General features: G+C 32.1%; 20 protein-coding genes. 12 read left to right on the top strand and 8 right to left on the bottom strand.

The window, feature by feature from the left end; all coding sequences use genetic code 11:
- Window positions 1–313: hypothetical protein (locus CHB81_RS07140; RefSeq protein ID WP_141130368.1), on the bottom strand; the 313-nt coding region annotated here is incomplete at its 3' end.
- A 367-nt stretch (window positions 314–680) separates the two neighbouring features.
- On the opposite strand from CHB81_RS07140, the gene CHB81_RS07135 reads away from it, so the two are divergent.
- From CHB81_RS07135 to CHB81_RS07100, 8 genes are all read left to right on the top strand, one after another.
- On the top strand, window positions 681–929 hold the full coding sequence (locus tag CHB81_RS07135; protein WP_089351195.1) for a hypothetical protein: 249 nt from the start codon (window positions 681–683) through the stop codon (window positions 927–929).
- 51 nt (window positions 930–980) lie between these two features.
- On the top strand, window positions 981–1601 hold the full coding sequence (locus CHB81_RS07130; RefSeq protein ID WP_141130367.1) for a hypothetical protein: 621 nt from the start codon (window positions 981–983) through the stop codon (window positions 1599–1601).
- Between the two features lie 31 nt (window positions 1602–1632).
- Window positions 1633–2268: a hypothetical protein gene (locus CHB81_RS07125; RefSeq protein ID WP_089351193.1), complete on the top strand. Its 636-nt coding sequence runs from the start codon at window positions 1633–1635 to the stop codon at window positions 2266–2268.
- Window positions 2269–2433: 165 nt separating this feature from the next.
- The gene (locus CHB81_RS07120) at window positions 2434–2943 is read left to right on the top strand and encodes a peroxiredoxin (RefSeq protein WP_089351192.1); all 510 of its coding nucleotides are present in this window, start codon (window positions 2434–2436) and stop codon (window positions 2941–2943) included.
- A gap of 17 nt (window positions 2944–2960) precedes the next feature.
- Window positions 2961–5108: a peptidase domain-containing ABC transporter gene (locus CHB81_RS07115; protein ID WP_089351191.1), complete on the top strand. Its 2148-nt coding sequence runs from the start codon at window positions 2961–2963 to the stop codon at window positions 5106–5108.
- A 587-nt stretch (window positions 5109–5695) separates the two neighbouring features.
- Entirely contained in the window at window positions 5696–6508 is an 813-nt protein-coding gene (locus tag CHB81_RS07110) for a CPBP family intramembrane glutamic endopeptidase (RefSeq protein WP_089351190.1), read from the top strand.
- 70 nt (window positions 6509–6578) lie between these two features.
- Window positions 6579–8186, top strand: a complete 1608-nt coding sequence (locus tag CHB81_RS07105) for a class I SAM-dependent methyltransferase (RefSeq protein WP_089351189.1) — start codon at window positions 6579–6581, stop codon at window positions 8184–8186.
- A 72-nt stretch (window positions 8187–8258) separates the two neighbouring features.
- A complete protein-coding gene (locus CHB81_RS07100; RefSeq protein WP_089351188.1) occupies window positions 8259–8645 on the top strand; it encodes a hypothetical protein in 387 nt (128 codons plus the stop codon).
- Between the two features lie 135 nt (window positions 8646–8780).
- Here the strand turns inward: CHB81_RS07100 and CHB81_RS07095 are convergent, their stop codons facing one another.
- The 4 genes from CHB81_RS07095 to CHB81_RS07080 all read right to left on the bottom strand — a co-directional run bounded on the left by CHB81_RS07095 (window position 8781) and on the right by CHB81_RS07080 (window position 14571).
- Window positions 8781–11723 carry an Ig-like domain-containing protein gene (locus CHB81_RS07095; protein WP_089351187.1) on the bottom strand — a complete coding sequence of 981 codons (2943 nt, stop codon included), beginning with the start codon at window positions 11721–11723 and terminating at the stop codon, window positions 8781–8783.
- Between the two features lie 454 nt (window positions 11724–12177).
- The gene (locus tag CHB81_RS07090) at window positions 12178–13320 is read right to left on the bottom strand and encodes a hypothetical protein (RefSeq protein ID WP_089351186.1); all 1143 of its coding nucleotides are present in this window, start codon (window positions 13318–13320) and stop codon (window positions 12178–12180) included.
- Window positions 13321–13534: 214 nt separating this feature from the next.
- Window positions 13535–13795 (bottom strand): hypothetical protein, encoded by a 261-nt coding sequence (locus CHB81_RS07085; RefSeq protein WP_089351185.1) that lies wholly within the window; start codon window positions 13793–13795, stop codon window positions 13535–13537.
- 101 nt (window positions 13796–13896) lie between these two features.
- Window positions 13897–14571: a hypothetical protein gene (locus tag CHB81_RS07080; RefSeq protein ID WP_089351184.1), complete on the bottom strand. Its 675-nt coding sequence runs from the start codon at window positions 14569–14571 to the stop codon at window positions 13897–13899.
- Window positions 14572–14926: 355 nt separating this feature from the next.
- Here CHB81_RS07080 and CHB81_RS07075 point away from each other — a divergent pair, with 355 nt between their 5' ends.
- On the top strand, window positions 14927–15691 hold the full coding sequence (locus tag CHB81_RS07075; RefSeq protein ID WP_089351183.1) for a response regulator transcription factor: 765 nt from the start codon (window positions 14927–14929) through the stop codon (window positions 15689–15691).
- 45 nt (window positions 15692–15736) lie between these two features.
- Here CHB81_RS07075 and CHB81_RS07070 read toward each other — a convergent pair whose 3' ends face one another.
- Complete coding sequence (locus CHB81_RS07070) at window positions 15737–16483, bottom strand: ThiF family adenylyltransferase (protein ID WP_089351182.1); 747 nt, start codon at window positions 16481–16483, stop codon at window positions 15737–15739.
- 435 nt (window positions 16484–16918) lie between these two features.
- Between CHB81_RS07070 and gndA the strand changes: the two genes are divergently transcribed.
- The 3 genes from gndA to pgl are packed head-to-tail and all read left to right on the top strand — an operon-like array spanning window position 16919 to window position 20592.
- On the top strand, window positions 16919–18328 hold the full coding sequence (gene gndA, locus CHB81_RS07065) for an NADP-dependent phosphogluconate dehydrogenase (RefSeq protein WP_089351181.1): 1410 nt from the start codon (window positions 16919–16921) through the stop codon (window positions 18326–18328).
- Between the two features lie 28 nt (window positions 18329–18356).
- Window positions 18357–19895 (top strand): glucose-6-phosphate dehydrogenase, encoded by a 1539-nt coding sequence (zwf, locus tag CHB81_RS07060; RefSeq protein ID WP_089351180.1) that lies wholly within the window; start codon window positions 18357–18359, stop codon window positions 19893–19895.
- The gene (gene pgl, locus CHB81_RS07055) at window positions 19876–20592 is read left to right on the top strand and encodes a 6-phosphogluconolactonase (RefSeq protein WP_089351179.1); all 717 of its coding nucleotides are present in this window, start codon (window positions 19876–19878) and stop codon (window positions 20590–20592) included. The genes zwf and pgl overlap by 20 nt, the downstream gene beginning before the upstream one ends.
- Before the next feature lie 350 nt (window positions 20593–20942).
- Here the strand turns inward: pgl and CHB81_RS07050 are convergent, their stop codons facing one another.
- Window positions 20943–23255 (bottom strand): family 20 glycosylhydrolase, encoded by a 2313-nt coding sequence (locus tag CHB81_RS07050; protein WP_217899717.1) that lies wholly within the window; start codon window positions 23253–23255, stop codon window positions 20943–20945.
- Window positions 23256–23495: 240 nt separating this feature from the next.
- Window positions 23496–24818, bottom strand: a complete 1323-nt coding sequence (locus CHB81_RS07045; protein ID WP_089351178.1) for a DUF5077 domain-containing protein — start codon at window positions 24816–24818, stop codon at window positions 23496–23498.
- Window position 24819: the final 1 nt, after the last annotated feature.

The following is a 24819-nucleotide window of genomic DNA, read 5'->3' as shown; positions in this document are numbered from 1 at the left end:
CATTTGTTCCTTTCGAGTATTTTATAACACTGTCAAGATATTGAATCGCTTTATTCTCATCAGATTTATAATAAAACAAGGCAATTTGATAATTAGCTTTAGCTTTCCTTATGTTATTATTTTCTCTTATTGCCTTAGTCATATAGGCATTTGTATATAGTATTTGTTTCTTTTGATTACCAACATTATCAAAATACAATTTATGCAACTGATCATAAGACAATTTTGTAAGGTCTTTTTGTGTAGGCTGAGCAACCAAAAAAATAGGAAGTATTAATAATAGTAAGATTCTTTGAAGTTTATACGGAAACATACATTGGAGTTTCTTACAAAAATAGAGCATCTTTACAGAATTGTAATGATAAATTCTATTTTTTTTTGGCATTCATCAAAACACTAATAAACAATCACTTAACATTTATTTCTTGTCGAATTCCTGAATTGCGTATCGACATTCCTGAATTTCGATAACGATCATTTGCTTTCATTATAATGTTTCCCATAGTTTTGGCAAAAGAAAATGAGATTTTTTTTTAACAAGAGGTTACCTTAAAATACTGTTATTTTCTAGAATTATAGTTTGAAGAATTTTTAGGATTGTTTACTTATTTTATAACCTTTAAAAATAAAACAAATGAGAATACATTAAAATTAATATTAACCAATTAAATATTTATATCATGAAAAAATTAGAATTGAATCAAATGGAGAATTTATTAGGAGGTCAAAAGCAAAAACTTAAAAACGCTGATGATGGGAGTTCAGGTGCGGGTGGACCATCAGCAAATTGCTATATATCAATTGCGGGAGCTTTAGTTTTTGGAACTGGAGCAATAATTGGTGCAGCCACAGGTGGAGTTGGTGCAATAGCTTTTGCAATGGCTGGAAGTTACTTTGGTTGGGGAATGACCGCTTATACCTGTAGCTAATAAAACAATCCGTCTCTACGAGGCGGATTATAATAACTAAAAAAACAAATTATGAAATCCATTACCCTTTATACTTTTGTAGTAGCAATTATTTTTATCGACCTAATTTTTATGAAATATATTCATGTAGAATTACTCGATATTATATTTTTAATGAGTTTATTTAATATTGTAACTTTTCCTGTAATATATGGATTTATTACAATGAGAACTATTATATCAAGTCCAAGTGAAAAATATAATGTTTTTTGTATTAGTAATTCAAGAGTCAATAAAAAGACAACACAAACAATAAAGGAACTGCTTTATATATTAAAACAGCCTATTACCATTTTATTATTTTCTTTTCCTTTCTTATTTTTATTAAATCATAAAGTAGATATTACCGTTTTTACTTGCATAAGTATCGTTTTTCTTTTTTTTGCTTTTTTAAACTTATTGATAATCTCCATTTTAATAAAATCCTTTTATGAAGGAAAGTTTTTTATTCTTCTTTGCATATTAAATATTTTAATTACAACTACATCAGCAACAGTCTCTTTTATAAATGAGAATATGTTCAATATTACTTTATCACTAGTTGGTTTATCATTTTTAAGCATCTTATTTATGGTTTATTTCATAAAAAGAAACTCTACAGGGAGAATAAAAACTGAAACGAGCAAATTATAATGACATCGAGGAGCAATAAAATATAATTCTCATGAATAAAACCCCATATCTATTATGCTTCTTACTTTCTCTAGCTTTAATATTACTAGGAGAAGCTACAAAAGCAATCTTAGAAATTGATGCCTTACAATACAGTTCAATGGCAGAAAAACTCACTTCTCAACAATTAAATCAATATTTTGAATTTCAAAATAAATGGAAGTGGGTTTCCTATTTTTTCATTCCAATATACATAGCAATCAAAACAAGTATAATTGCTATTGTATTGTATATAGGAACTTATTTTTTCAGTCAGAAAGAAGTAGTGTACAAATCATTATGGACTATTGTTATTAAAGCAGAGTTTGTTTTTTTATTAGTTGGTATTGCTAAAATTATTTGGTTTTCTTTTTTTCAAACTAAGTACAACTTCGGGGATATTCAATATTTTTATCCTCTGTCGGCTCTAAATATCATAGGGTATAAAGAACTAGAGACTTGGTTTATTTATCCGTTTCAAACACTTAGTTTATTCGAATTGACATACTGGCTTATCCTTGCTTATTTAATAGGTAAAGAAACTGAAACCAATATGGATAAAGGTCTAAAAATTGTCGCTTATAGTTATGGCCCTACTTTATTGTTATGGATTACTACTATTATGTTTTTCACTCTTAATTACTCTTAAAATGTCTAAAATCAGAAAAATATTTCTTTTTGCATGCATTATAATGCTTATTGCCCATATTATTAGATATTTCTTTTATAATGGAGATATTCTTCAAACTTCTATAGGAACTATTGCAATGATTTGCCTTATAATATCAGTTATTCTAAATAAAGGGACAGAAAAATGAAAAAAAAACTAAAAGGTATTTTTCTTATAACATTCATTGCTACTCTCCTTATTCTAAGTTACTTAATTGTGTCTCAAATAAAACATAAAAAGGAGATTGAAAAAAATATAAAAAACATCCCTAAATTTTCATTTCAAAACATAAATGGAGGAATCTTCACCAATCAAAACTTAAAAAAACAAACTGCAACTATTTTTATTTATTTTAATACAGAGTGCGAGTTTTGTAACGAAGAAGCCAAAATGATTAAAGAAAACATGGAATCCTTACGTGATTTCCAATTAATTTTCGTCTCATTTGAAAAAACAGAAACTATCAAAACATTTGCCCAGAAATATCAATTAACCACTTATGACAACATTTATTTTTTATCTGATAACAAAGTTACTTTCGCTTCTACTTTTGATGTAAAGTCACTACCGAGTTTAGTACTTTATAATAAAAAACAAAAACTAATTGAAAAAATAAAAGGTCAGACCCAAATCGAAGTTTTGATAAAAAAATAAATCTCCAATAAAATATAATGAAGATAAAACAAATCCAAAAAACGCATACACTACAATTAGATCAATCTGATTGTGGTGTAGCTTGTTTATTATCGATTATAAAATTATATAACGGGAATCAGTCCATTGAAAAACTTCGCGAAATAAGCGGAACAACAAAACAAGGTACCACGATACTAGGTTTGTACCAAGCTGCAAATAAATTAAGTTTTAAGGCAGAAGGTTGTGAGGCAGATATAAAAGCACTGATCGACTACAAACAGCCTGTTATTCTTCATGTGATAGTAGATAACCAACTGCAACATTATATTGTTTGTTATAAATATGATGAAAGTAAAGGTTTCTTGATTGGAGATCCCGCAAAAGGTGTTTACAATTTATCAATAGAACAATTAGAAACAATTTGGATTTCAAAAACTTGCTTAACGCTTGAACCAAATGAAAATTTTATAACTGAAAAAACAGATAAAAATGCTCAAAAAAAATGGTTTCTTGACTTACTAAAAGAAGATTATGAAATTATTTGTATTTCTGTTTTATTAGGCGTTTTTATTGCTGGTTTGGGAATGTCAATGGCATTGTTTTCTCAAAAACTGATAGATGATATTTTACCTTCAAATAATATTAAAAAGCTTATCTCAGGAATTTCTTTATTGGTAGTTTTACTTTTGGCTAAAGTAGGAATAGCAGTTCTAAGGGAATACTTTTTACTACAACAGTCTAAAGACTTTAATAATCGAATAAATAAATCATTTTTCTCTTCACTTTTACAATTACCTAAGCCTTTTTTTGATACTCGCCAAATAGGAGAGCTTGTTGCGCGATTAAACGATGTGCAACGTGTACAGGGTGTAATAAAAATGCTGACTAGTACTTTAATTATTGATATTTTAGTTGCTATAATTTCATTAGTATTCTTGTTTGGTTATTCCTGGAAAGTTGGATTAATGTCTTTATTAAGTTTGCCTATTTATTTTTTTATAATTTACAGCAAGAACAAAAAAATAATGTTTTTGCAAAAAGAAGTTATGCAAAGTTACGCCCTTAATGAAAGTAATTATATTAACACTATTCAAGGAATTGCTACCATAAAAAATGATAATAAGCAATCTGTTTTTAATAAAATAAATGAATATATTTTTGCTGACTTTCAACAGAAAAAATTTAATCTTGGCAAAATTAATATTGACTTATCTTGGCAATCAGGTTTAGCAAGTGTTATTTTTTCTATTAGCATTTTAATTTATACTTCTGTTCAAGTTTTTAGTAATGAAATTAAAATTGGTGAATTAATGGCAATTTTAGGTATTGTAGGTGCTTTATTGCCCTCCATTGCAAATTTAGCCTTGATATCTATCCCTATAAATGAGGCTAAAATTGCCTTTAACAGAATGTATGAATTTGCATCGATAGAAAAAGAAAACGAAGAGGGAAAAGAGATTTTTGAAATTGATAATATTTCAATACAGAATCTTTCATTCCGGTTTGCAGGAAGAAGTGAGCTTTTTCACGATATAAATATAGAAATGGAAAAAGGAAAATTCATTGCAATTGTTGGAGAAAGCGGAAGCGGAAAAAGTACTTTAGGTCAAATCTTACAGCGCTTCTATAATTTTGAAAATGGAAATATTATCCTAAATAATAAATACTCTCTTAAAGAAATTAGTCTACGTTCTTATCGAAATTTATTGTCTGTAATTCCTCAAGAAATTACTGTTTTTAATGGAACCGTTATCGATAATATTTTACTTGGTAAAGATGAAACGCCAGAAAACTTCATAAAATTCCTAGAAGAGTATAGTTTTGATTTCTATTTCAGTCAATTGCCACAAGGTTTAACAACAATTGTTGGTGAGGAAGGAATTAATTTATCAGGAGGTCAAAAACAAATCATAGCTCTGGCAAGAGCTTTATACAAAAAACCACAACTACTAATTCTTGATGAAGCTACTGCAGCAATGGACCGAAATACAGAACAGTTCACTATAAACCTCTTGCAAAAAATAAAAAAAGAATGTGCTATTTTTTTTATCTCGCATCGCTTAAATATGATGAAAAATATTGCTGATACAATTTATATTCTGGAAGATAAAACAGTTTCTATATCAGGAAATCATTTAGAATTAATGGAAACTAAAAATTTTTATAGTGAGTATTGGAACTAAAACAAGATAAAAAGGCATCAAAATCACCTCTACTCTCACAAGATTTAATGGAATACTGTTGTATTTTGTCTGCTTTTCTATTTGCATCATCGCATTTATACAATATTTTTTATTTCTTGTATGCTTTTGTGTGAGGTTTGATATTTGCTTTTTTATATACGAGAGGCAAGAATCAAAAACATGCAATACTAATAGCTTTAATTGCTCACACTATATATAATGGTATTGTTTTTATAATAAAAACCTACTTCTCATAATTTTTTTTATTCAGAATTGTTTAATTATAATAACCTTCGCCACTCTTTTTATAATTGTATATTTTAATAAAAGAGAAAAAAAATTAAAGATTAAACATTCTATTTAGAAATTGAAACTCAGAAGATGCATTTATATATTAATAATTAAAAAAAAGATTTTATGAAACATCAAAATATATTTGAAAAATATTTTCTAGGTAAAAAATATAAAAAGCCGCTAATTATCCTTTATACTTCATTATTTTTCATCTTTTGCTTTTATTTTTTAGGAGAAATATTAGGTAAAGCTTTATTTTATATTAACCAATAAGCAACAATAAATAGCAATAAATGAAAAAAATATTTAATTTTTACATCAAGGCATTTTTGTATATTTCTTTTATTTCAATCCCCTTTCTTTTTATTGCTTTTCCTGATTTAAAAAAAAATGAATTCACTTATCGAATTTGGATTTCTACTTTTTTTCCTCAGCTACTATATATCTTGTATTTATTCAGGAAAAACGACTTATTTGGGCTTTTTAAAGCTAATTTTATCAATAAGTTCTTCTATACCAGTTTGATTATATTTTCTTTCTCGATGCCATTTATAGTATATTTTTCTTTAATTGGTTTTAGGCTAATCGAAGTTACTGAATACTACAACTGGGATATTAATATTATTTATTACTTTATAATGATATTTCTTTCAGCATTATTGGAGGAGATATTATTTAGATTTATACCTTATACATTATTAGCTAATAATATTACAATGAAAAAAGTGATATTAATCTCTGTCTTTTTTAGCATTTTTCATGTATTTAATCCAAATATCACCATCATTGGTATTCTTAATATTATAATTGCAGGTATCTTTTTTAGTATAATATATTTAAAAAGTAATTCGGTTTTTCTAGTTACGATTGTACATGCTTTTTGGAATTTCTCAATGGGCTGTATTTTGGGAAGTAATATTAGTGGGGCAAAAATTACAAGCATTTTAAAATACATTCCAAAAGAACCTTCTGTTTTGAGTGGTAGCGAATTTGGTTTCGAAGGATCAATCATTACTACACTAATCTTCTTAACTTTTTCGGCTGTTCTGTATAATTTAAAAACAAATAAAAACAGCATCAATTCGCAGAAAGAACATAGTATTTAGACGCTCTGACACTCATAGTTCCTCAGTTTAAAAAAAAATACTATTTTTAGTAAACATTCAATCTTTTTATATGACAGATAAATCACAACTTCGAAGCTCCATTTTTAGACATCTTGACGGTTTAGCCATTGCTCCGGTAGCAATAGCGCTTAAAAACAATGCAGTTTTAGAGTTTATCCTCAACAAAAAGCAGGTACAATTAACTGAGCTCGTAAATGTTTTTAAGGCAAATGAAGGTTATCTGAATGTTGGTTTGCGGATTTTGGCTTCTCAGGGTTTTTTAGATTACGAAGTAAACAACCAAACACAGGAAATTAAGATTTCTGTAAATGAAAAGACAGCAATAGCTTTTTCACTCTTTTATCTTTATGAAGATGTTGTCGATTTACTTCAGTTTTCTATTCAGTTTCATTCACGTCTTTTCGAAGATGAACCGTTTGAAAAGCTCAACATTATTTTTGAAAAATATAAAAAAAACTACGAAATTAAACCTTCTGATGATGCCTTGATAAACAGTATTCAGGATCAGATTTTAAAACATATTGAGGGATATTTAATTGGACCAACAATAGTTCGTTTGGCAATGAAAGGAATGTTTCATAAGTATTTTATGGAAACTTCTTTTAAGCCCGAAGAATTTCATAAATCTCCTGAAAACTTCAAGAAAATATTAGACTTTTTTGTGCATCTTGGATGGTTTCTGGAAAAAAAAGGCAATTATCAATTTACCGAAGACGGTTTGTTTTTCGCAAAAAGAGCCAGTGCTTATGGTGTTACGGTTTCTTATTTACCAACATTTGCCAAAATTGAAGAATTAATTTTTGGAGATCCTGCCGCATTAAGAATGATAACCGACGGTGAAAACGAAATTCACGTTGATCGCGAAATGAATGTTTGGGGAAGCGGTGGTGCTCACGATACTTATTTTAAAGTTGTAGACGAGATTATTGTTAAACTTTTTAATTTACCCATTGAACAACAGCCCAAAGGAATCCTCGATATGGGTTGTGGCAATGGTGCTTTTCTGCAACATATTTTTGAAGTAATCGACAGGCAGACTTTACGCGGAAAAATGCTCGATGAATATCCGTTATTTTTGGTTGGAGCAGATTATAATCAGGCTGCGCTGAAAGTAACGAGAGCAAATCTTATAAAGGCAGATATTTGGGCAAAGGTAATTTGGGGAGACATTGGACGCCCGGATTTACTTTCGGATGACTTGAAAGAAAATTATAATATTGACCTGAAAGATTTACTTAACGTAAGGACTTTTCTAGATCACAACCGAATTTGGACTGATCCGAAACATATCGACAAAGACAGAATCAGTAAATCTAGCGGTGCATTTGCTTACAGAGGAAAAAGAATCAGCAACAATCTTGTAGAAGATAATCTATTGGAACATTTACAAAAATGGTCACCATATGTTCGCAAATTTGGTTTACTCCTGATTGAGTTACACACGATAAACCCAAAACTTGCCGCCGGTAATTTAGGAAAAACTCCCGCAACAGCTTACGATGCTACTCACGGTTTTTCTGACCAATATATTGTTGAAATAGATGTCTTTAATAATGTCGCTGCCGAAGCAGGATTGTTTCCGGATAAATCAATTTTTAAACGATTTCCAGATGCTGACATTGCTACGGTTAGTATCAATTTATTGAAAGGACATTAAAATTATTCCTGACAGTTACATAAATCATTTGAAAATTACAAAAACCGAAGAAACCAAAAACAAATTATTAGTATGGAATCTAACGAGAATAGTAGAAAAGGTTTTATGCCAATTGAGCCTGATATTTATGACCAAATAGATGGGGATTATGATCTTATAATATCGTGTTTCGAATACATTCGAGGTGAAATTCCAACTATTTTAAATATTGATCCTGATGCCATTGAGGTGTTTTTGGTTTCATTTTGTAACTTTTTAGGACAATATTATCCTGCAATTGGAATTCGGGATAAAGTAGATTCAAAAGAATCGATACATTTAGATTTTTTTGAAATTGATGACAAAATAGAAAACTGGTTAACTAATCTGGGAATTGAAAATCTCAAACAAAAAGCAAAAGAAATTAAAACTGTCGATTGGAAAACATTACAAGAGCTAAAAGAATATCCAAGTCAATAAAACCACACTAAATATTTGATTCTGATAAAAAAACATCAAACCAAGAAACCTCCAAAATCAAATGACTTTGGAGGTTTGTAATGTATAATCTTCAATAAGAAACCCGAATATTATAATTTACTATATCTTAATAAATTACTTGACAATCAGTTTTTTAGAAACATTATAACTATTTGAACTGATGGTAACAATATAGATTCCGCTACCCAAGTTGTGATTGATTTTTGCAGAAGCATTAAGTTTGTTTAGCAAAACCTTTCTTCCGTTAATATCCGTAACCGTAACTGTTGCGACATCATCTGCATTTAATTCTGGCAAGACAACATTAAATTCTTTGTCAATTGAAGGATTTGGATAAATACTAACTTCAAAGTTTTTCTCTGCTGTTACTTCCGGTCCATTAACTTTTTTCGATGTTGAAGTGCTTTGAAATTGCCATTGCGCACTATCCCAATTGTTTTGAGCTCCCGCATATTGAGCAGAACCATTCAGGTTTTCAATATGAATCATGCTTCCTGTTTGCCATCTGTTTTTAATTCTCACCCATGTAGCATCAACATTTTCAGTTGACCATTGTGCACTCATCCAATCAGGACCGGCAACAGTACATTGCACCGCTCCTGTTAAGTTTTCGATATGCATAACATCTCCTGTACCTACATTTTTTAGTATAAAATAAGTCGCATCAACAGCTACTTTTTCCCATTTATAATTATTATTAGCAACAGTTGTTCCGTAGCCAACATTTGCACCGGCATCATATAGATAATTATTAGTCCATTTGTTTTTAATAGTAAAGTAGTTTCCTGTTGCCGTGTTAACCGTAATTGTAGCCGTACTTGTTTTATTTCCGTCAGCGGTTGTTACCGTAATTATTGCTGATCCGTTAGCAACTGCCGTTACTAAACCTGAAGCATTAACCGTTGCAACGCCCGTATTGTTTGATGCATAACTAACCGCTTTATTTGTTGCATTCGACGGAAGAACTGTTGGTGTCAATTGTTGTGTTCCACCAACACTTAAAGTTGCTGTTGTTGGACTTAAACTTACACTTGTTACCGCCACATTTGATGAACTCACTGTGATTACAACAGTTGCGGTTTTGTTACCATCCTGAGTTGTCACTGTAATTGTTGCTGATCCGGATGCAATTGCAGTAACCAAACCTGATCCGTTTACCGTTGCAACGCCAGTATTATTAGAACTGTATGTTACTGTTTTGTTGGTCGCATTTGCCGGAGCAACGGTTGGCGTTAATTGTTGTGTCGCGCCAACGCCTAAAGTAGCTGTTGCAGGTGAAACCGTTACGCCTGAAACCGGAACTGATGTACTTGAACAGTTAGAACCTTGTGTCCATGAAAATGTACCAATTGCACTAATTTCTTCATTTGCTGTGGCATTACCACCTCTATTAGAATAATTCATGTTGCAATACGTACCATTTCCGGCAGGAGAACCTGCTATAAGCACAAAATATCCTCTGCCCCAATTTCTGTTAAGTGCATTATTATTTGGATATTCTTTACCGGTTCCGTTAACTGTAATGTCCTTAAACGAAAGATTATAAATACCATCACCTGATCTTTTACTAATCGAAATAGCATCATTTCTTGAATCTAAAATGTCGATACTATAAAGCTGCACATTTTTAACCTGACTTCCGGCATTAGTAGCGCTAAAAATATCTACCGCAGCAACCGGATTATTATAAGTATCATTAAAAGTTCCGCATGCTGTTACCGTAATATCGTGTATTTCGTGCATTCCGTCATTGTTAAATGGCGCTCCCGGAAAATTATTACTCACTCTGATACCCGCTTCCAAATTGTCTTTTATAATCAAATTGTAGGCTTTGTTATTCTTTCCGCCATAAATCGCCAGACCGCAGGCACGCCAGCAATTTTCTGAAGTATTATATCTAAAAGTATTATTGATACATTCCAAACCATCGGCAGACCAAATTGCCTGATCATCATCTCCATTATTTCTAAAGTTGCAATGCTCTACAATTGCATTTGCAGTTCCTTTGCAAAGATTAATTCCATCGGCATAATTATTTCTAAAACGACAATGTGATACCGTAAAACCATCGGCAATTGCAGGTCCTCCGGTATTATATTGTGCAATCCAAGCTCCGCATTCAAAATGTTCAGCCCAAATATTTTTTACCGTTGAAGTGGATGTAAAAACACCATTTATAGCTTTATAAGAATTACTTCTGGATGCTGAATTTGTTGTTAAATAAAGATCCGTAAATGAAATACCTGCCGCATTGGCACGCAATCCACCATTTAAGCTGCTTGTGTTGGTAAAATTAATCTGCGTGTACCACATTCCGGCACCTACTAATGAAGTATTGGCAACACCAAAATACAATTCTCTATTAACGTTATAAACCCCACTTGGAACAAATATTTTTTTACCACCGTTTGCATCAATAAAAGTCTGTAAATCACTTCCGTTTCCGGTGTAAGTCACGGAGCCCGCCGGAGCTGTAACGGCTGTAGCGATTGGTTCCATTTCTGCAAAATCCACATGGACATTCCCCGATTCTCTTACCAGTTTTAAAGTTCCGGATACAGCAATTTTAGCCGGAAGTTTATAACGTACTTCATCAAATCGCATTCTTGGGTTTTGATTGGTGATTCCGTTATTGTTAGGGTTTCCGTTGCTCCACAAATATTCCCACGACCAGGTCGAAGTCAAGGTTAGAGTTGTAAGTTTTGTGTTTCCATTATACACGCCCAAAGTAGCCGTTTGCCCATCAGGAACACTGTATCGAACTACAAGTCCGTCTGCGGCTTCTGTAAGCGTCCATTGTACTGTGGCATTGTTAGCAGACATATTCACACATTGTTGATCTGTGGCTTCCGATTGAAGATCTCCCTGAACATAGGATTTTGAAGTAACTGTACTCCCATTAGACAATTGACCTAAGTTTGCTTCATACCTTTTGTATGGTGCATCATAATAACCTCGCTGTGCAAATAAATTTGAGGTTAAGAGTGCAAAAAAGATCCACATGATGTGGCAATATTTGTCTCTTTTAAAAAAAATAGTGTGTAATTTGTTTCTCATAGTTTTAGGTTTTTTAAATAGTTAGTTCCTATAAAAAGGACCTAACGAAACTAGACCTAAAAAAGAAGTTTTAAAAAAAATGGGATAAAAATCAAGATTTACACAACGCTTTAATCAAGCCAATAAGCTAATAATCAATAAAATACACTTTATCATCAAATAAAAAATCAAGAATAAATATAGATAATAAGTCTGTAATTTAAGGCTTTAAAAACAAGAATATTAAAAAATTTAACATCATTAATAATGATATTCTCTTTTTTTATGATTTATAATGTAAAATTAATTTTCATAAATAATAATTATTCTTATAAAATTGAATCAGTTTTTTTTTGAGTTCTTTAACTGTATAATTTCTTTCATCAATAAGAGATTTATTTGCCAAGCATTAAAAACTAAAAAAAGCTCATTTCCTAAGAAATGAGCTTTTTTAAAATCTTTAAACGAATAGGATTTAAAATAATTCGCGATGAAAATTTTCAAAATAAATCTCAATCAATAACTCGGCACCTTTTGCAGATGCCAAATCGATTAATCCTATTTCGCAAAGTGCATCTATTCTGCACATTTGATCTCTAGTCGATTTTAGTTTTCCCACACATTTATCAAAAATAGCGATGTTTTCGATAGCGTTTTTTACAATTTTAATCAATTGTCTAAAATCATCCGAAGATAATTTACTTTCTTTTAGATAATTTTCTAATCTGGCTCCTTCTCTGTAATGAGGATAATTTTCTAACCCCATAAAGGTTAACATCCACATTTTATTATAATTCCATGTTGTTTTAATAATACCAATGTAATCGGCTATTAACTCATCGTGCAAATTATTGGTGGCCTGTCCGTATTTTTTAAGCGTATACAAATGCGTAAATTCATGTTCTTTTCGAATAGAAACTGAATATAAATTCCATAAATCCTCTGTCAGTCCTAACTGATTCGCCGTTACGTCACTGTAAGGTTTTGTGCTTAAAATGATCATTTTATCTTTGTATAAAGATTTATTGGGCATTACATTGTCTAAAAATTCTGTGTTCCAGTCTCCTAAGGAATTATTTTGCAACCAGTTTTTTTTGATCATATTTAATCGTTTCGAATTGTTAAGACCATTCAATAATACGGCTCCCATTGATGAAGGAATGGCTACCGGATTGTTTTTATAGACTAAAGACCGTACTATTTTTACAAAATCTTCTTTGCGAGGTATGATTAAAACCGGGATTTTACCTGCGATGCTTTCATGAACTTCAAAACTAATGTTTTTTGAATCTTCTAATTTTTGATAATCCTCTAATTTTATATCATTCATTTTTCCTCTTAAAACAACATCGATATAGAGGTCTATTTTATCTCTTTCTTTTTCAATCAAAAAATTCAATTGTGAATAACATTCTTTTAATATGCCAAAGATGTCTTTTCTGCCAGAAAAATTAAATAACGTTTCTTTCCAAAATTGAATTCCCTCATCTTCGACAATAGTAGATACCTCATAGTCATCGTTTAACGAAAATTTATTAAACAAATAAGCTTTAAGTTCATAAGATAAATCAATTGATACAACTTGATCAATTCGCTCGAGTGTAAGTGTATTATTCATTATTATTACGAAATTTGACGTTTAGCCAGCTGGTAAAGAAGCCATCCATAATTTGTGATTTCGGGTTGGGTAACTTTAATTAATCGATCTCATTTTCTAGTATAGAAACTTTTTCTAACGTCTATTTTATAAAAATGCTATCCATATATGTTTTGCAAAGAATTATACAAACTTTCGTAGTCTGTAATAACAGAGTCATTTGAATTTGCTCTGTTTAATTTGCTTTTTTTTTTGCGTTTAATACCTGATCACTATGCTTTAGTTTTATAGGAATATTGATGTATAAATATTCTGGATCAGACTGATCTGTTACTTTAATTTTTCTTCCGTTTGGCAAACTTCTCCCAAAAAATTTTTCTAATGTTTCTTCAGGGTTAGTAATTAATGATTTTTTAAAATCATCGTTTTCCCAGGCTTCCGTAATTATCCTAAAAAACACATCCTGACCTTTTTTTTGTTCTTCTGTTAAAATCATTTTATTTATTCTTAAAATTAAAATTTTACTTCATGCTTATCAAGATTATTAATCTATAACTTATTTGCAGAGAACTGATTAATTATCATACACATAATCTTTTAAGCTGTTAGTAAAGAGTATTCACATTCCTTATTTCGAAATGTTTTATTAGGCATTTTATCAATGTTATCAGATGTTATTAAAAATTTATTATCAGAGTAAAACTTTTTCAAACCATCATAACTCATTGCTATCGGTATCGTTTCAGAACCCAGATAATTAATAGAGCTTCCTATAACTTCTGCTTGTATGCCAAGCAAATTCATAATTCGTAACAGTTTGCTATCGCACTCTGCAAAGGCAATACCTTTTTTTTGCTCGCATAAAGGAGCAATTGCACACACCATCAGTCTTCTAAATAGTGTCTTATCTTTTATGTTTCTTTTGGTCGCAAATCGCCCAATGTGCCAAACAGAAGATAATTTTTCTGAAAGATCTAAAACACTTAAAGGATTAATATCAAAAATTTTCTGGAGCGGAAGCTTCATCTCATAATCCCATTTAATTACTCTAATCGATCCTTGAATATTTCCTGAGAAATCTTTGGCAACAAAAATTTCAGAATCTTTAAAATAATTTAATTCTTCATTATAAACTTCTTGTGTATCTGTGTTAATTTTTTCGGTACTTACATTTTCGCAATGATGATTAAAGTTTTCTTCTACTACAAACTTGGCTAATTCTGTTAATTGATTTAATTCTAATCTTTCAAGGTAATTCTGGTTAATAGTCATGGGAGTCCATTTGCTTTTGGTTATCATCAAAACTAATTGTAGAAAACCGCACTATTACTACACTAAATAGTAGTATTAAGCTACCTGCAATAAATTGTACTTTAGGGTAATATTGCTTTTAAGTTGTAAATTATGACGAAAGAAAATAATTTTATAAAGATGGTTTGATCGATACGTTTTTAGCAAATATTGGTTTTATCCGTTTTAAAAGAAAACGCTATAATTATCTTAAGTCAAAAAGATTTTAACTGCTAACAATCAATAAGTTATAGTAAAATATATTTTTTTAAAGATCTGTGTAATTATTATCACACATAACAAAAAAATTAAATTAAATTTGATTAAAATTATCCAAATGAAAGAACAGGATTTAAACTCTTTTTTTGATTCCAGAAATATCATTTATGGTATGACAGATGAAGAAAGGTCAACAAGATTTGATTATTTAGAACCTATTAAGGCATTTGCAAGAGCAACATATACAAGTCTTTACGTTATAGATTATTTAATACAAGGGTTTGAGTTTGTTTCTGATAACCCATTATTTTTATGTGGCAATACAGCAGAAGAAGTGCTTGAAATGGGCTATTCTTTTTATTTTAAACATGTTCCTGAAGCCGATTTAGAATTATTATTGAAAATTAATACTATTGGATTTGATTTTTATGAAAAAACGCCCTTAGAAGAGCGCACTCATTATACCATATCTTATGATTTTCATTTAAGAAATCAGGAAGGAAAATTAATTTTAATCAATCAAAAACTTACTCCTGTTTTTTTAACATCAAGTGGAAAAATATGGAAAGCAATATGTATTATTTCATTATCATCTGAACGTAAGGCGGGTAATATCAAAATACACAAAAACGGAGCAAACACGGTTCAAAAGTATAATCTTGAACTGAATCATTGGGAAGATTCCAAAAAAATTGCTTTATCTAAAAGAGACAAAGAAATTTTACAATTTTCGACCAGGGGTTTTACTATAAATGAAATTGCCGAAGCGCTATTTATTTCGCCGGATACGGTAAAATTTCACAGAAGAAATCTTTTTCAAAAATTAGAAGTAACGAATATTTCAGAAGCAATTGCTTTTGTAACCAGTAATAAATTAATCTAAAAAAGTAATCTCTTTAGATTAAAATTTTAGATTTCATTTTTTTTTCTATCTGATCGTCGTTAAATAAAACTCCGGAAATACTTTTATGCGTTTATTGATACAGATATCAAACGCAATATTACTGCATATTCCAGCTACTAACCAGGAAGCAATAGAAAGTTGCGGAGGCGAAAGATTTTTGTTTTCATTTATATATTCCCCCAGAATTTTTTCCAGCCAGTCCTGCGGATTTTCCCAATATCTCATATATTCTAAAACATAATTGACAACATTAATTTCGCTAAATTTTTCGTCCGGTTTTCTTAAAACATCTAATCCTTCATCATCTGAAATAACCAATACTAATGCTCCCCATCCTAAATTATACGGATGCAAAACCGGTATCTTTTTTTTCTGGCAAATAGAGTCAAACAAAAGCGGAACATCAGAAGTGAAATCTAAAGCGTTTATAGCAATTTTATGATCTTTTATATAATCTTCGACATTTTCCGGTGTTAAAAAACAATTATGAGTTGTAATTTTAGCTTCACTGTTAATCGCAAGTAATCTTTCTTTAAGCGCTTCTACCTTAGGTTTTGAAATATCTTTTTCGGTATAATTTTGTCTGTTTAAATTTGATAATTCAACAACATCGCCATCGATTATGGTCAGAGTTTCGAAACCCAGTCTTAATAAACATTCGGCAATAACACTGCCTATACCTGCCCCGCCTAATAATATGGGAGTATTCTTTATTAATTCTTGTTCTTCATGGCTAATATAAAGCCTGTTTCTTATATGTCGTTGATTCATGTCTAAATTTTGCAGTAATTATAATTTATCTTTTGAAAGATATAAAAAAAGTAACAATATGATATTTGAAATTTGATTTTATTCCGGTTGATAAGTTGAATTAATTATAATGATATCAAAATAGAAATTACTGATGTCATTATCTCAAAATAACCCATTATCTCAGTACTTTTATAAGAAATAAAACAGATGAATTTAAAGGTGTTTTTAACGAACTTGAATATTATTTTAATATATAATAAAGCCTTAAAGAGGACTGTTTATCCTATAATGTTTCATCATTTTTATTTAACTTAGCACAGTAAATCTTAAAATGTAAGATTAAAACAAACTTTATTTTTCCGCAAAAAACTGATTGAAAAAGCATTACTGTTTTTTCTCTTACTTTTTTTCTGGAAAAAGCATCTTTCTAATAATTTTAGTTAATTGAAAACTATGAACAAATTTGATTTTGGAATTGTAGGGCTCGGCGTAATGGGTCGTAATTTACTTTTAAATATTGCGAGCCATAATTTTGCAGCGGCAGGTTTAGATTTAGATACTGAAAAAGTTAACTCTCTTCAACAGGAAGCTGATGCTGATCATACTATTGAAGCTACTACAGATGTTAAGCATTTCGTAGATCTTATTCAGCAACCCAGAGCCATTATGCTATTAGTTCCGGCAGGAAAACCTGTTGACAGCGCAATAGCAAGCTTACTTCCTCATTTAGACAAAGGAGATATTATAATCGATGGTGGTAACACTTATTTCACCGATACAGACAGAAGGTTTCTGGAATTATCTGCTAAAGGAATCCATTTCTTTGGAATGGGAATTTCCGGAGGTGAAAAAGGTGCGAGATTCGGTCCTGCTATGATGCCTGGTGGAGATCAGAAAGCATACGAAAGACTTCGTCCTATTTTTGAAGCTATTGCAGCAAAAGTTGATGGAGAACCTTGTGTTGAATATTTAGGAAACGGATCTGCCGGAAACTACGTAAAAATGGTTCATAACGGTATCGAATACGGAATCATGCAATTGATTTCTGAAATTTATGACCTGATGAAAAGAGGTTATAATCTGGATGAAGACACGATTCAGAAAACTTTTGAAGAATGGAATCAAACCACTGATCTTAAATCGTATCTGATCGAAATTACCGGAAAAATCCTAAAAGAAAAAGATGCAGACGGAAGCGCATTAATCAATAAAATTTCGGATTGGGCAAAATCTAAAGGAACAGGAAAATGGACTTCTCAAAACGCAATGGATTTGCAAGTGCCGGTTCCAACTATCGATGCTGCAGTTGTCATGCGTGATATGTCTAAAACTAAACCGGAAAGAATTGAAGCCGCTACTAAATTAGTTTGGAACACGAATCCAACTGATGTAAATGCAAGCGAAGCAATTTCGGCATTAAAATCGGCATTATATTTTTCTATTGTCGTGACTTATGCACAGGGATTAGCACAGCTTCATACCGCTTCTAAAGAATACAATTACGGATTAAATTTAGAAACTGTTGCCAAAATATGGCGCGGAGGCTGTATTATTCGTGCGAATGCTTTAGAAGATTTTAGAAAAGCATTTGCTGCAAAATCAGATTTACCAAACTTACTTTTAGATGCTGGCATCGCTTCAAAATTAACCGATAACCAAGCCGGAATAAGAACCGTAATTCAATTTGCTGTTCAACAAGGATTACCTGTAGCCGGACTTATGAATTCATTGGCCTATTTTGACGCCTACAGATCTGCAAATCTACCAACAAATCTAATTCAGGCACAGCGCGATTATTTTGGTGCTCATACCTACGAACGTATTGATACCACTGGAGTTTTCCACACACAATGGTCTGAATAAAGAACTATAAGCAACACAACACACACAAATGAGTAAGTTCAAAAATATAAATCCAACGGTCATTGTGATTTTTGGAGGAACCGGAGACCTGGCAAAGAGAAAGCTCTTTCCCGCATTTCAAAATCTGTATCTTGATGGCCGTATGTCAGACAAGTTTCAGATTATCGCGCTTGGAAGAGCTGAAAAAAGCGACGAAGAGTTCCGCAGCTATGTCTTAGAAAATCTAAATACATTTTCAAGAAAAAAAGGTCTTTCTGATCCTGAAACTCAAAAATTTCTTTCCCACATAACCTATCATAGCCTTGATATTGACAAAGAAGAATCTTATCAAAGTTTAAATGAAAAGATAAACAATATCGATGAGTCTTTTGGAGAACGTGCCAATCGTCTTTTTTACCTTTCGATTACACCTTCTTTCATCACTACAATCTCAAGTAATATCAATAAAATTGGCCTTGCCGCAAATCCAAAGCAAGACCGTATTATTATCGAAAAACCTTTTGGTTACGATAAAACTTCTGCCATTGCGCTTAATGCAATGCTTTCACAAACTTTCAAAGAAGAACAGATTTACAGAATCGATCATTATTTAGGTAAAGAAACAGTTCAAAATATCCTTGCTTTCCGTTTTGGAAATTCGATGTTTGAACCTCTATGGAGCCGTAATTTTATTGATTTTGTTCAGATTACAGTTGCAGAAGAAGTTGGCGTTGAAGAACGCGGCGGATTCTACGAAGGCGTTGGTGCATTGAAAGATATGATTCAGAACCATTTACTTCAAATTTTATGCATGACAGCTATGGAGGCTCCGGCTTCATTAGAAGCAGATGATATTCGAAACCGTAAAGCCGATGTTTTAAAATCTATTCGCCGTATCAAACCGGATGAAGTTGATCATTACGTCGTAAGAGGTCAATATGATGCAGGTGAAATAAAAGGAAATCCGGTTCCGGGATATCGTCAGGATAAAGGAATTGCTCCGGATTCTAATACAGAAACCTATGTGGCAATGAAAATTTATCTTGACAACTGGAGATGGCAGGGAATTCCGTTTTATTTGCGCACCGGAAAAAGAATGGAAGAAAAACAATCTTCTATCATTATACAATTTAAACCAGTTCCACATTCGGCATTTTCATACGGAAAAGAAGGTATGACACCAAACAGGCTTATTATCAATATTCAGCCTGCAATGGATATCAAATTGCAATTTATGACCAAAAAACCTGGTCTGTCACTTTCTTTAAGACCGGCAGAAATGATCTTTGATTATTTCTCCTGCTCTACAATGTCACCAGAAGCTTATGAAACCCTAATTGCTGATGCTTTGGCAGGAGATCCTACCCTATTTATGCGTTGGGATCAGGTAGAACAAGCGTGGGATGCTATCGACACTATTCAACAAGTATGGAAAACTACAGCACCAACCAATTTTCCTAATTACAAAGCAGGAAGCTGGGGACCAGAAGAAGCTGATGAATTATTGGCTCGTCAGGGACATGCCTGGATTCCGAACACACAAAGTAAAATAAACGAAGAAATTTTAAATGATACAGATATACAATAGTACGGAAGAAATTAATATTGAAGCAGCAGATCTTTTTGTAACATTAGCACAGAAAGCAATTGCCGAAAAAGATAAATTTACTGCTGTACTTACGGGAGGTTCTTCTCCTGCAGGGATTTACAAATTATTAGCTTCTGACGATTATAAAAATAAAATAGACTGGAGTAAAGTTTTTATATTCTGGGGAGACGAACGCTGGGTACCTCTTAATGACGACCTCAGCAATGCAAAAATGTCTTATACCGCATTGCTAAGCCACGTTCCTATTCCGTCTGAAAATATTTTTGAAATGTACAAAGATGGTGTTACACCAGAAGATTATGCCGTTACGTACGAACAATCTATTCGAAAAGTATTAGGAGAAGAAGGAAAATTTGATTTGATCTTATTAGGAATGGGAGACGACGGACATACAGCTTCGCTTTTTCCCGGTCAGCCTGTATTAGAAGAGCAAACTAAATGGGTTTCTGCCTACTATCTGGAACCTCAAAAAATGCACCGTATTACACTTACTGCACCATTAATAAACAAGGCCGAAAAGATTATTGTAGTGGCTTTTGGAGAGAAAAAAGCACCTGCATTAAAGGAAGTAACAACTGGAGCATATAATCCTGCAACTTACCCAATGCAACTGATTAAACCCGTTTCTGGTGAATTATTATTTCTGGTAGACAAAAGTGCTGCCGGAACGAATTAAGGAATCGTTTTTATAATCTATATTAAAGGTTTATACTTTTCAGTATAAACCTTTTTTTTTGCTAAAAATCTATTGGTAAATTCGAAAGTAAATTTCACTGTCATTATTAATACACATATTTATATTTGCTGTTTTTGTTCCATCGGAAAACCTCATCGGTAGCCCAATAAATACGGCATTTTTTACGTTCCGTAGGAACGTTTGATTTTATAAATAATATTGGTAAATATATATATTGATTACATATTCAATTTCTCAAACGTCCCAATGAGACGATATTTTTCACGATGCATTTTTTTTCTACCGATGAGATGTTCCGATGGAACAAATTGTTGTTGACAATATCTCTATTACTCATCTTCTTTTATAGCTTGAATTTCTGCTTCTGATAAAATCTGATTGAACACTTTTAGATTTTTCATTTTTCCGATAAAAGAATTCTTGCTGTCTCCAATTTTATCCAATGGAAAAAACAATGTTTTCATAATCCAAATTGTATCCTTTTTGTTCCCGTATGGAATTCCTTCTCTTTCCATTTTTTTAACCAACTTACCATTTAAATATAATGTAGTCGAATTATTATCTCCTGAAATCGCAATGCTGCTCCACTCCTTTTCCGGAATCGAAACTCCAAAATCATAATCTTTCCCTTCGTGAGAAAAACCAAGATTAGACGTATTTCCTTGTTTTAGTTTCACAATCGCATGATCTGATTGAAAAAGAACTGCATTATCAGCATTGTTTTCAGAAGGTTTCACTTTAAAAACAACTGTATAATTATATCCAATTTCCTTGTAAGGAAGTTTCACCTGACTACTGCTGTTCTTAAAATTTAATACCTTTCGGGTTCCGTCCTTTACGTAACTTACATCGGCTATTTTTTTAATCGCTTTGTCGTTGCCTTTCATCTCATAGTTTACAACCAAAGGATCTTTAGCAAAAAATTTTCCTCTTAAATTCAATCCCGGACCTTCATTGATAAATTTAACCTTACCTGAGAAATCATTAAAATTCACCTTTTGATTCGTTCCACTCCACATCTTTTCGCTTAATACCTGAATTGCAGGAAAAACTCTGTCGGTAACATCCTGAGCGGTAATTCCATTGTTTGCTATATCATTCCATACGGTAAACATACCGCCTCGAATAAAAGGATCTCCCATCTTGAAAACTATAGCTCCAACGGCAACAGGTTCCCATTTTTCATATAAATATTTCAAGTCTAAATAATCGTAATAATATCCAGCAGCCGGAACAATATAAAGAAAACCATCTGGCGTACTGATAAGCGGATACCCCAACTCTTTCATTTTCAAAGGATCGGCATAACCGTTATACCACGCATTCATAGTTACCCCTTTTGAAGTAACCGGAGTTACACCTTCAGCATGTGTTAAGGCTCCCCAAACCCTAACATCTTTGCCAAAACTTTGTACATATTTTATAAAATGATCGGTGAACTTTCTAAAAGGTTCAGCTTCTTCTTTGGCATATTCGTCAGTGCCAATATGTACTTCTTTAAAACGAAATACTGGATTTTTACCTTCTAAATATTCTTTAAATATGTTTTCTACAATGGTGTAAGTCTCCGGATTCTTTATATCAAGATGATCTTTACCATATTTTTTGCTCGCAACTTGCGGAAATACTTTAGAAATAGCCAGCGAATGAGCAGGAACGTCAATCTCCGGAATAATCTTTATTCCGTAACGCTCTGCCAATATTTGTAAATCAATAAATTCTTTCTTGGTGTAAAATTCACCCTTTGTGGGTAGATTTGGATATCGCTCATTTTCAAGTCTAAATCCGCTATAGGTTTTATCCCAGTCATTGTCGAAATGTTTTACAAATGCGTTGTCACTTAAATGAATCTGAAAATCACTCATTTTATAATAGGACATCAACTTTATGTAATCTCTCAAAAAGTCTATCTTGAAATATTTTCTCCCTACATCCAATAAAAAACCTCTTACTTCATATTTTGGATAATCCCTTGAAATTCCTTTAGGCAAAGTGCAATGTTTTGTGTCTTGTTCCAGTATTTGCAAAATGGTACGTGTTCCCCAAAAAGCTCCTTTGTACTGAGCAGCATTAATAGCAACATAATCACGAATGGTAAGAGAATAACCTTCTGCTCCCAATTCTTCATTTTTCCCATTAAGGGAAATAAAAACATCTCCTGCTTTTGGATTACCTGTACTAACTTTTAGCTTTAAGTTGTACGCTTTATCTAAATCGTCCTGAAAGGTTTTTGCTGCCTGTAGAAGTGTTTCTGCATATTTTGCATCAACTATAATTCTTGATTTTGAGGTCAATGTAAAATTTCCTTCCTCTCCATGCCATTCTCTCAAGGACGGAATCACAAAGGGTTTTGCATTCTTTGCCTGATTATTAAAAGTTCCTTCTACGTTTACAACGCACGGAATTTCTATAGACGAACCATTCTCCGTCTTAACCGCTTTAAACAATAGATTAACCGTCATATCGTTCAACGGAGTAAAAACAGTTCCTGATTTAGTTATCACCGAAAGATTATCTGAACCTATCAATTGTAAACTAAAACCTTCAGGGCATTTGGGTGCTTTATAGGTTCCTACTTCTTTTGAAACAGCAGTTACAAACACTGTATTTTCTACTAAAAAAATCGAGTCTGACTTTGTCATTTTCGATTGTGTTAATGCTCGGGGTGAGACTAAAAAAAGACTTATAAGAATCAGATAATGTTTGTAATTCATTTTTAAGTTTTTAAAAAATTAGATTTTTACTTTTTACAAATAAAAATCCTGCCTACTTTAATCCATAAATTAGTTCAAAAAAACTCCATTAGAGAGGCTCTAATGAAGTCTTTTCAACTAATCAAAAACCAATTCATTGGTAAGAAATTCTACAAATAAAAACTACAATTATGGCAATGTCGTAAGATTAACTGTTGGTTGAGTTCCCGTGGCTGGTCTTGTAAACGTTGTATATTTAGCAACATATGTAGGGAAAAAACCATCGTTTTGAAGATAAAAACTACCGTTTTGTATTCCTCCTGCGTAGTCCATTCGCTGTTTGTTGTCTCCTGTGGCATCGATTGTAAATTCAGCTGTGGTTCTTTCTATCCAGGTGCCTTCTACTGTGCGAACCCACTGATTGTTAAAAAGCACTTTTCTGCCAAGATATCCTTGTTCCGGATCAAAATTTTCAAGGAATGAATAAAACCCTGTTAGATAAGTAACCGTATTAGGTCTTTTCCAGGTCGCAATAAATTTCCAGCTTCCTGCTTCGGGAGCAAAAAACCATGCCGAATAAACAGTTGCTCCTGTTCCGTCTGGCTTAGCCTGAGTAAGGAATTTATACGTATTTCCGGCAACCCAGTTGTAAACCAAATAACTTTGTCCGCCAGTGCCTTCTCCTCCAAAAGTATTATCAACTACATTTGAACCTTTGCGCACTAATGTTGTTTTACCCACAGAAGGATCCCATACAGAAAACAGAATTCGTCTTTCTGTTGCTGAATTAACCTGAATTCCAAAATAACCTTCTCCAAAACCATTCGCCATAAAGTAAGAACCTATTTTATCTTCACCCACAGGAATAGTTACTTCATTGTAATTCCATTCGTTGTTTGAAGCAGGTGCTCCTGCATCGTAACTCAAATGAACTGAAGGACCTCTTCTGGACCAATAATAATTAGCTGGGTCATTGGCATATATTACATCTGAAGCTGTTGCAGCACCGCTAATTACCAAATCAGAAACCTCAGCGTAGTTGCTTCCTGTTTTGCTAACTCCTTGAAAATCTACTTTTACATAACCTACATTACTAATATTGACAGTTCCCACATTGAAAGTTGCGTAGTTTTTTCCAGCTAGGTTTACGTTGTAAGCCGTTCCGTTTATCGTTACTTTAATAGTACTACTTCCAGACGGAACTTTGGCTTTTACTTTTACTGTTAAAGCTCCTGTAAGTCCCAGTCTAAAATAAGCACTAAAAACACTATTCGGATTTGTCCAGCCTGCCAAAGAAGTAGCCGTAACGTTTTCTGTACCGCCAGCAGCCAAGTTTGTAACATAGGCATTACCTCCCATAGAAACCGTATAAGAAGATGCTGCGGGTTTACCGGTATTTTCTACCAAACCGTTTTGATCATTAGCAGCTATATCTTCTTTGTTACAAGAATGCAAACCACCAGTTATTAACACAATTAACATAACTCCAATTCTTTCTTTAATTCTTCTCATA

Origin of the sequence: Flavobacterium sp. ov086, assembly GCF_900187965.1 — a bacterium.
GTDB lineage: Bacteria > Bacteroidota > Bacteroidia > Flavobacteriales > Flavobacteriaceae > Flavobacterium.
Note: the sequence above shows the minus strand (reverse complement) of the source record. Positions and strands in the feature narration are given on the sequence as shown.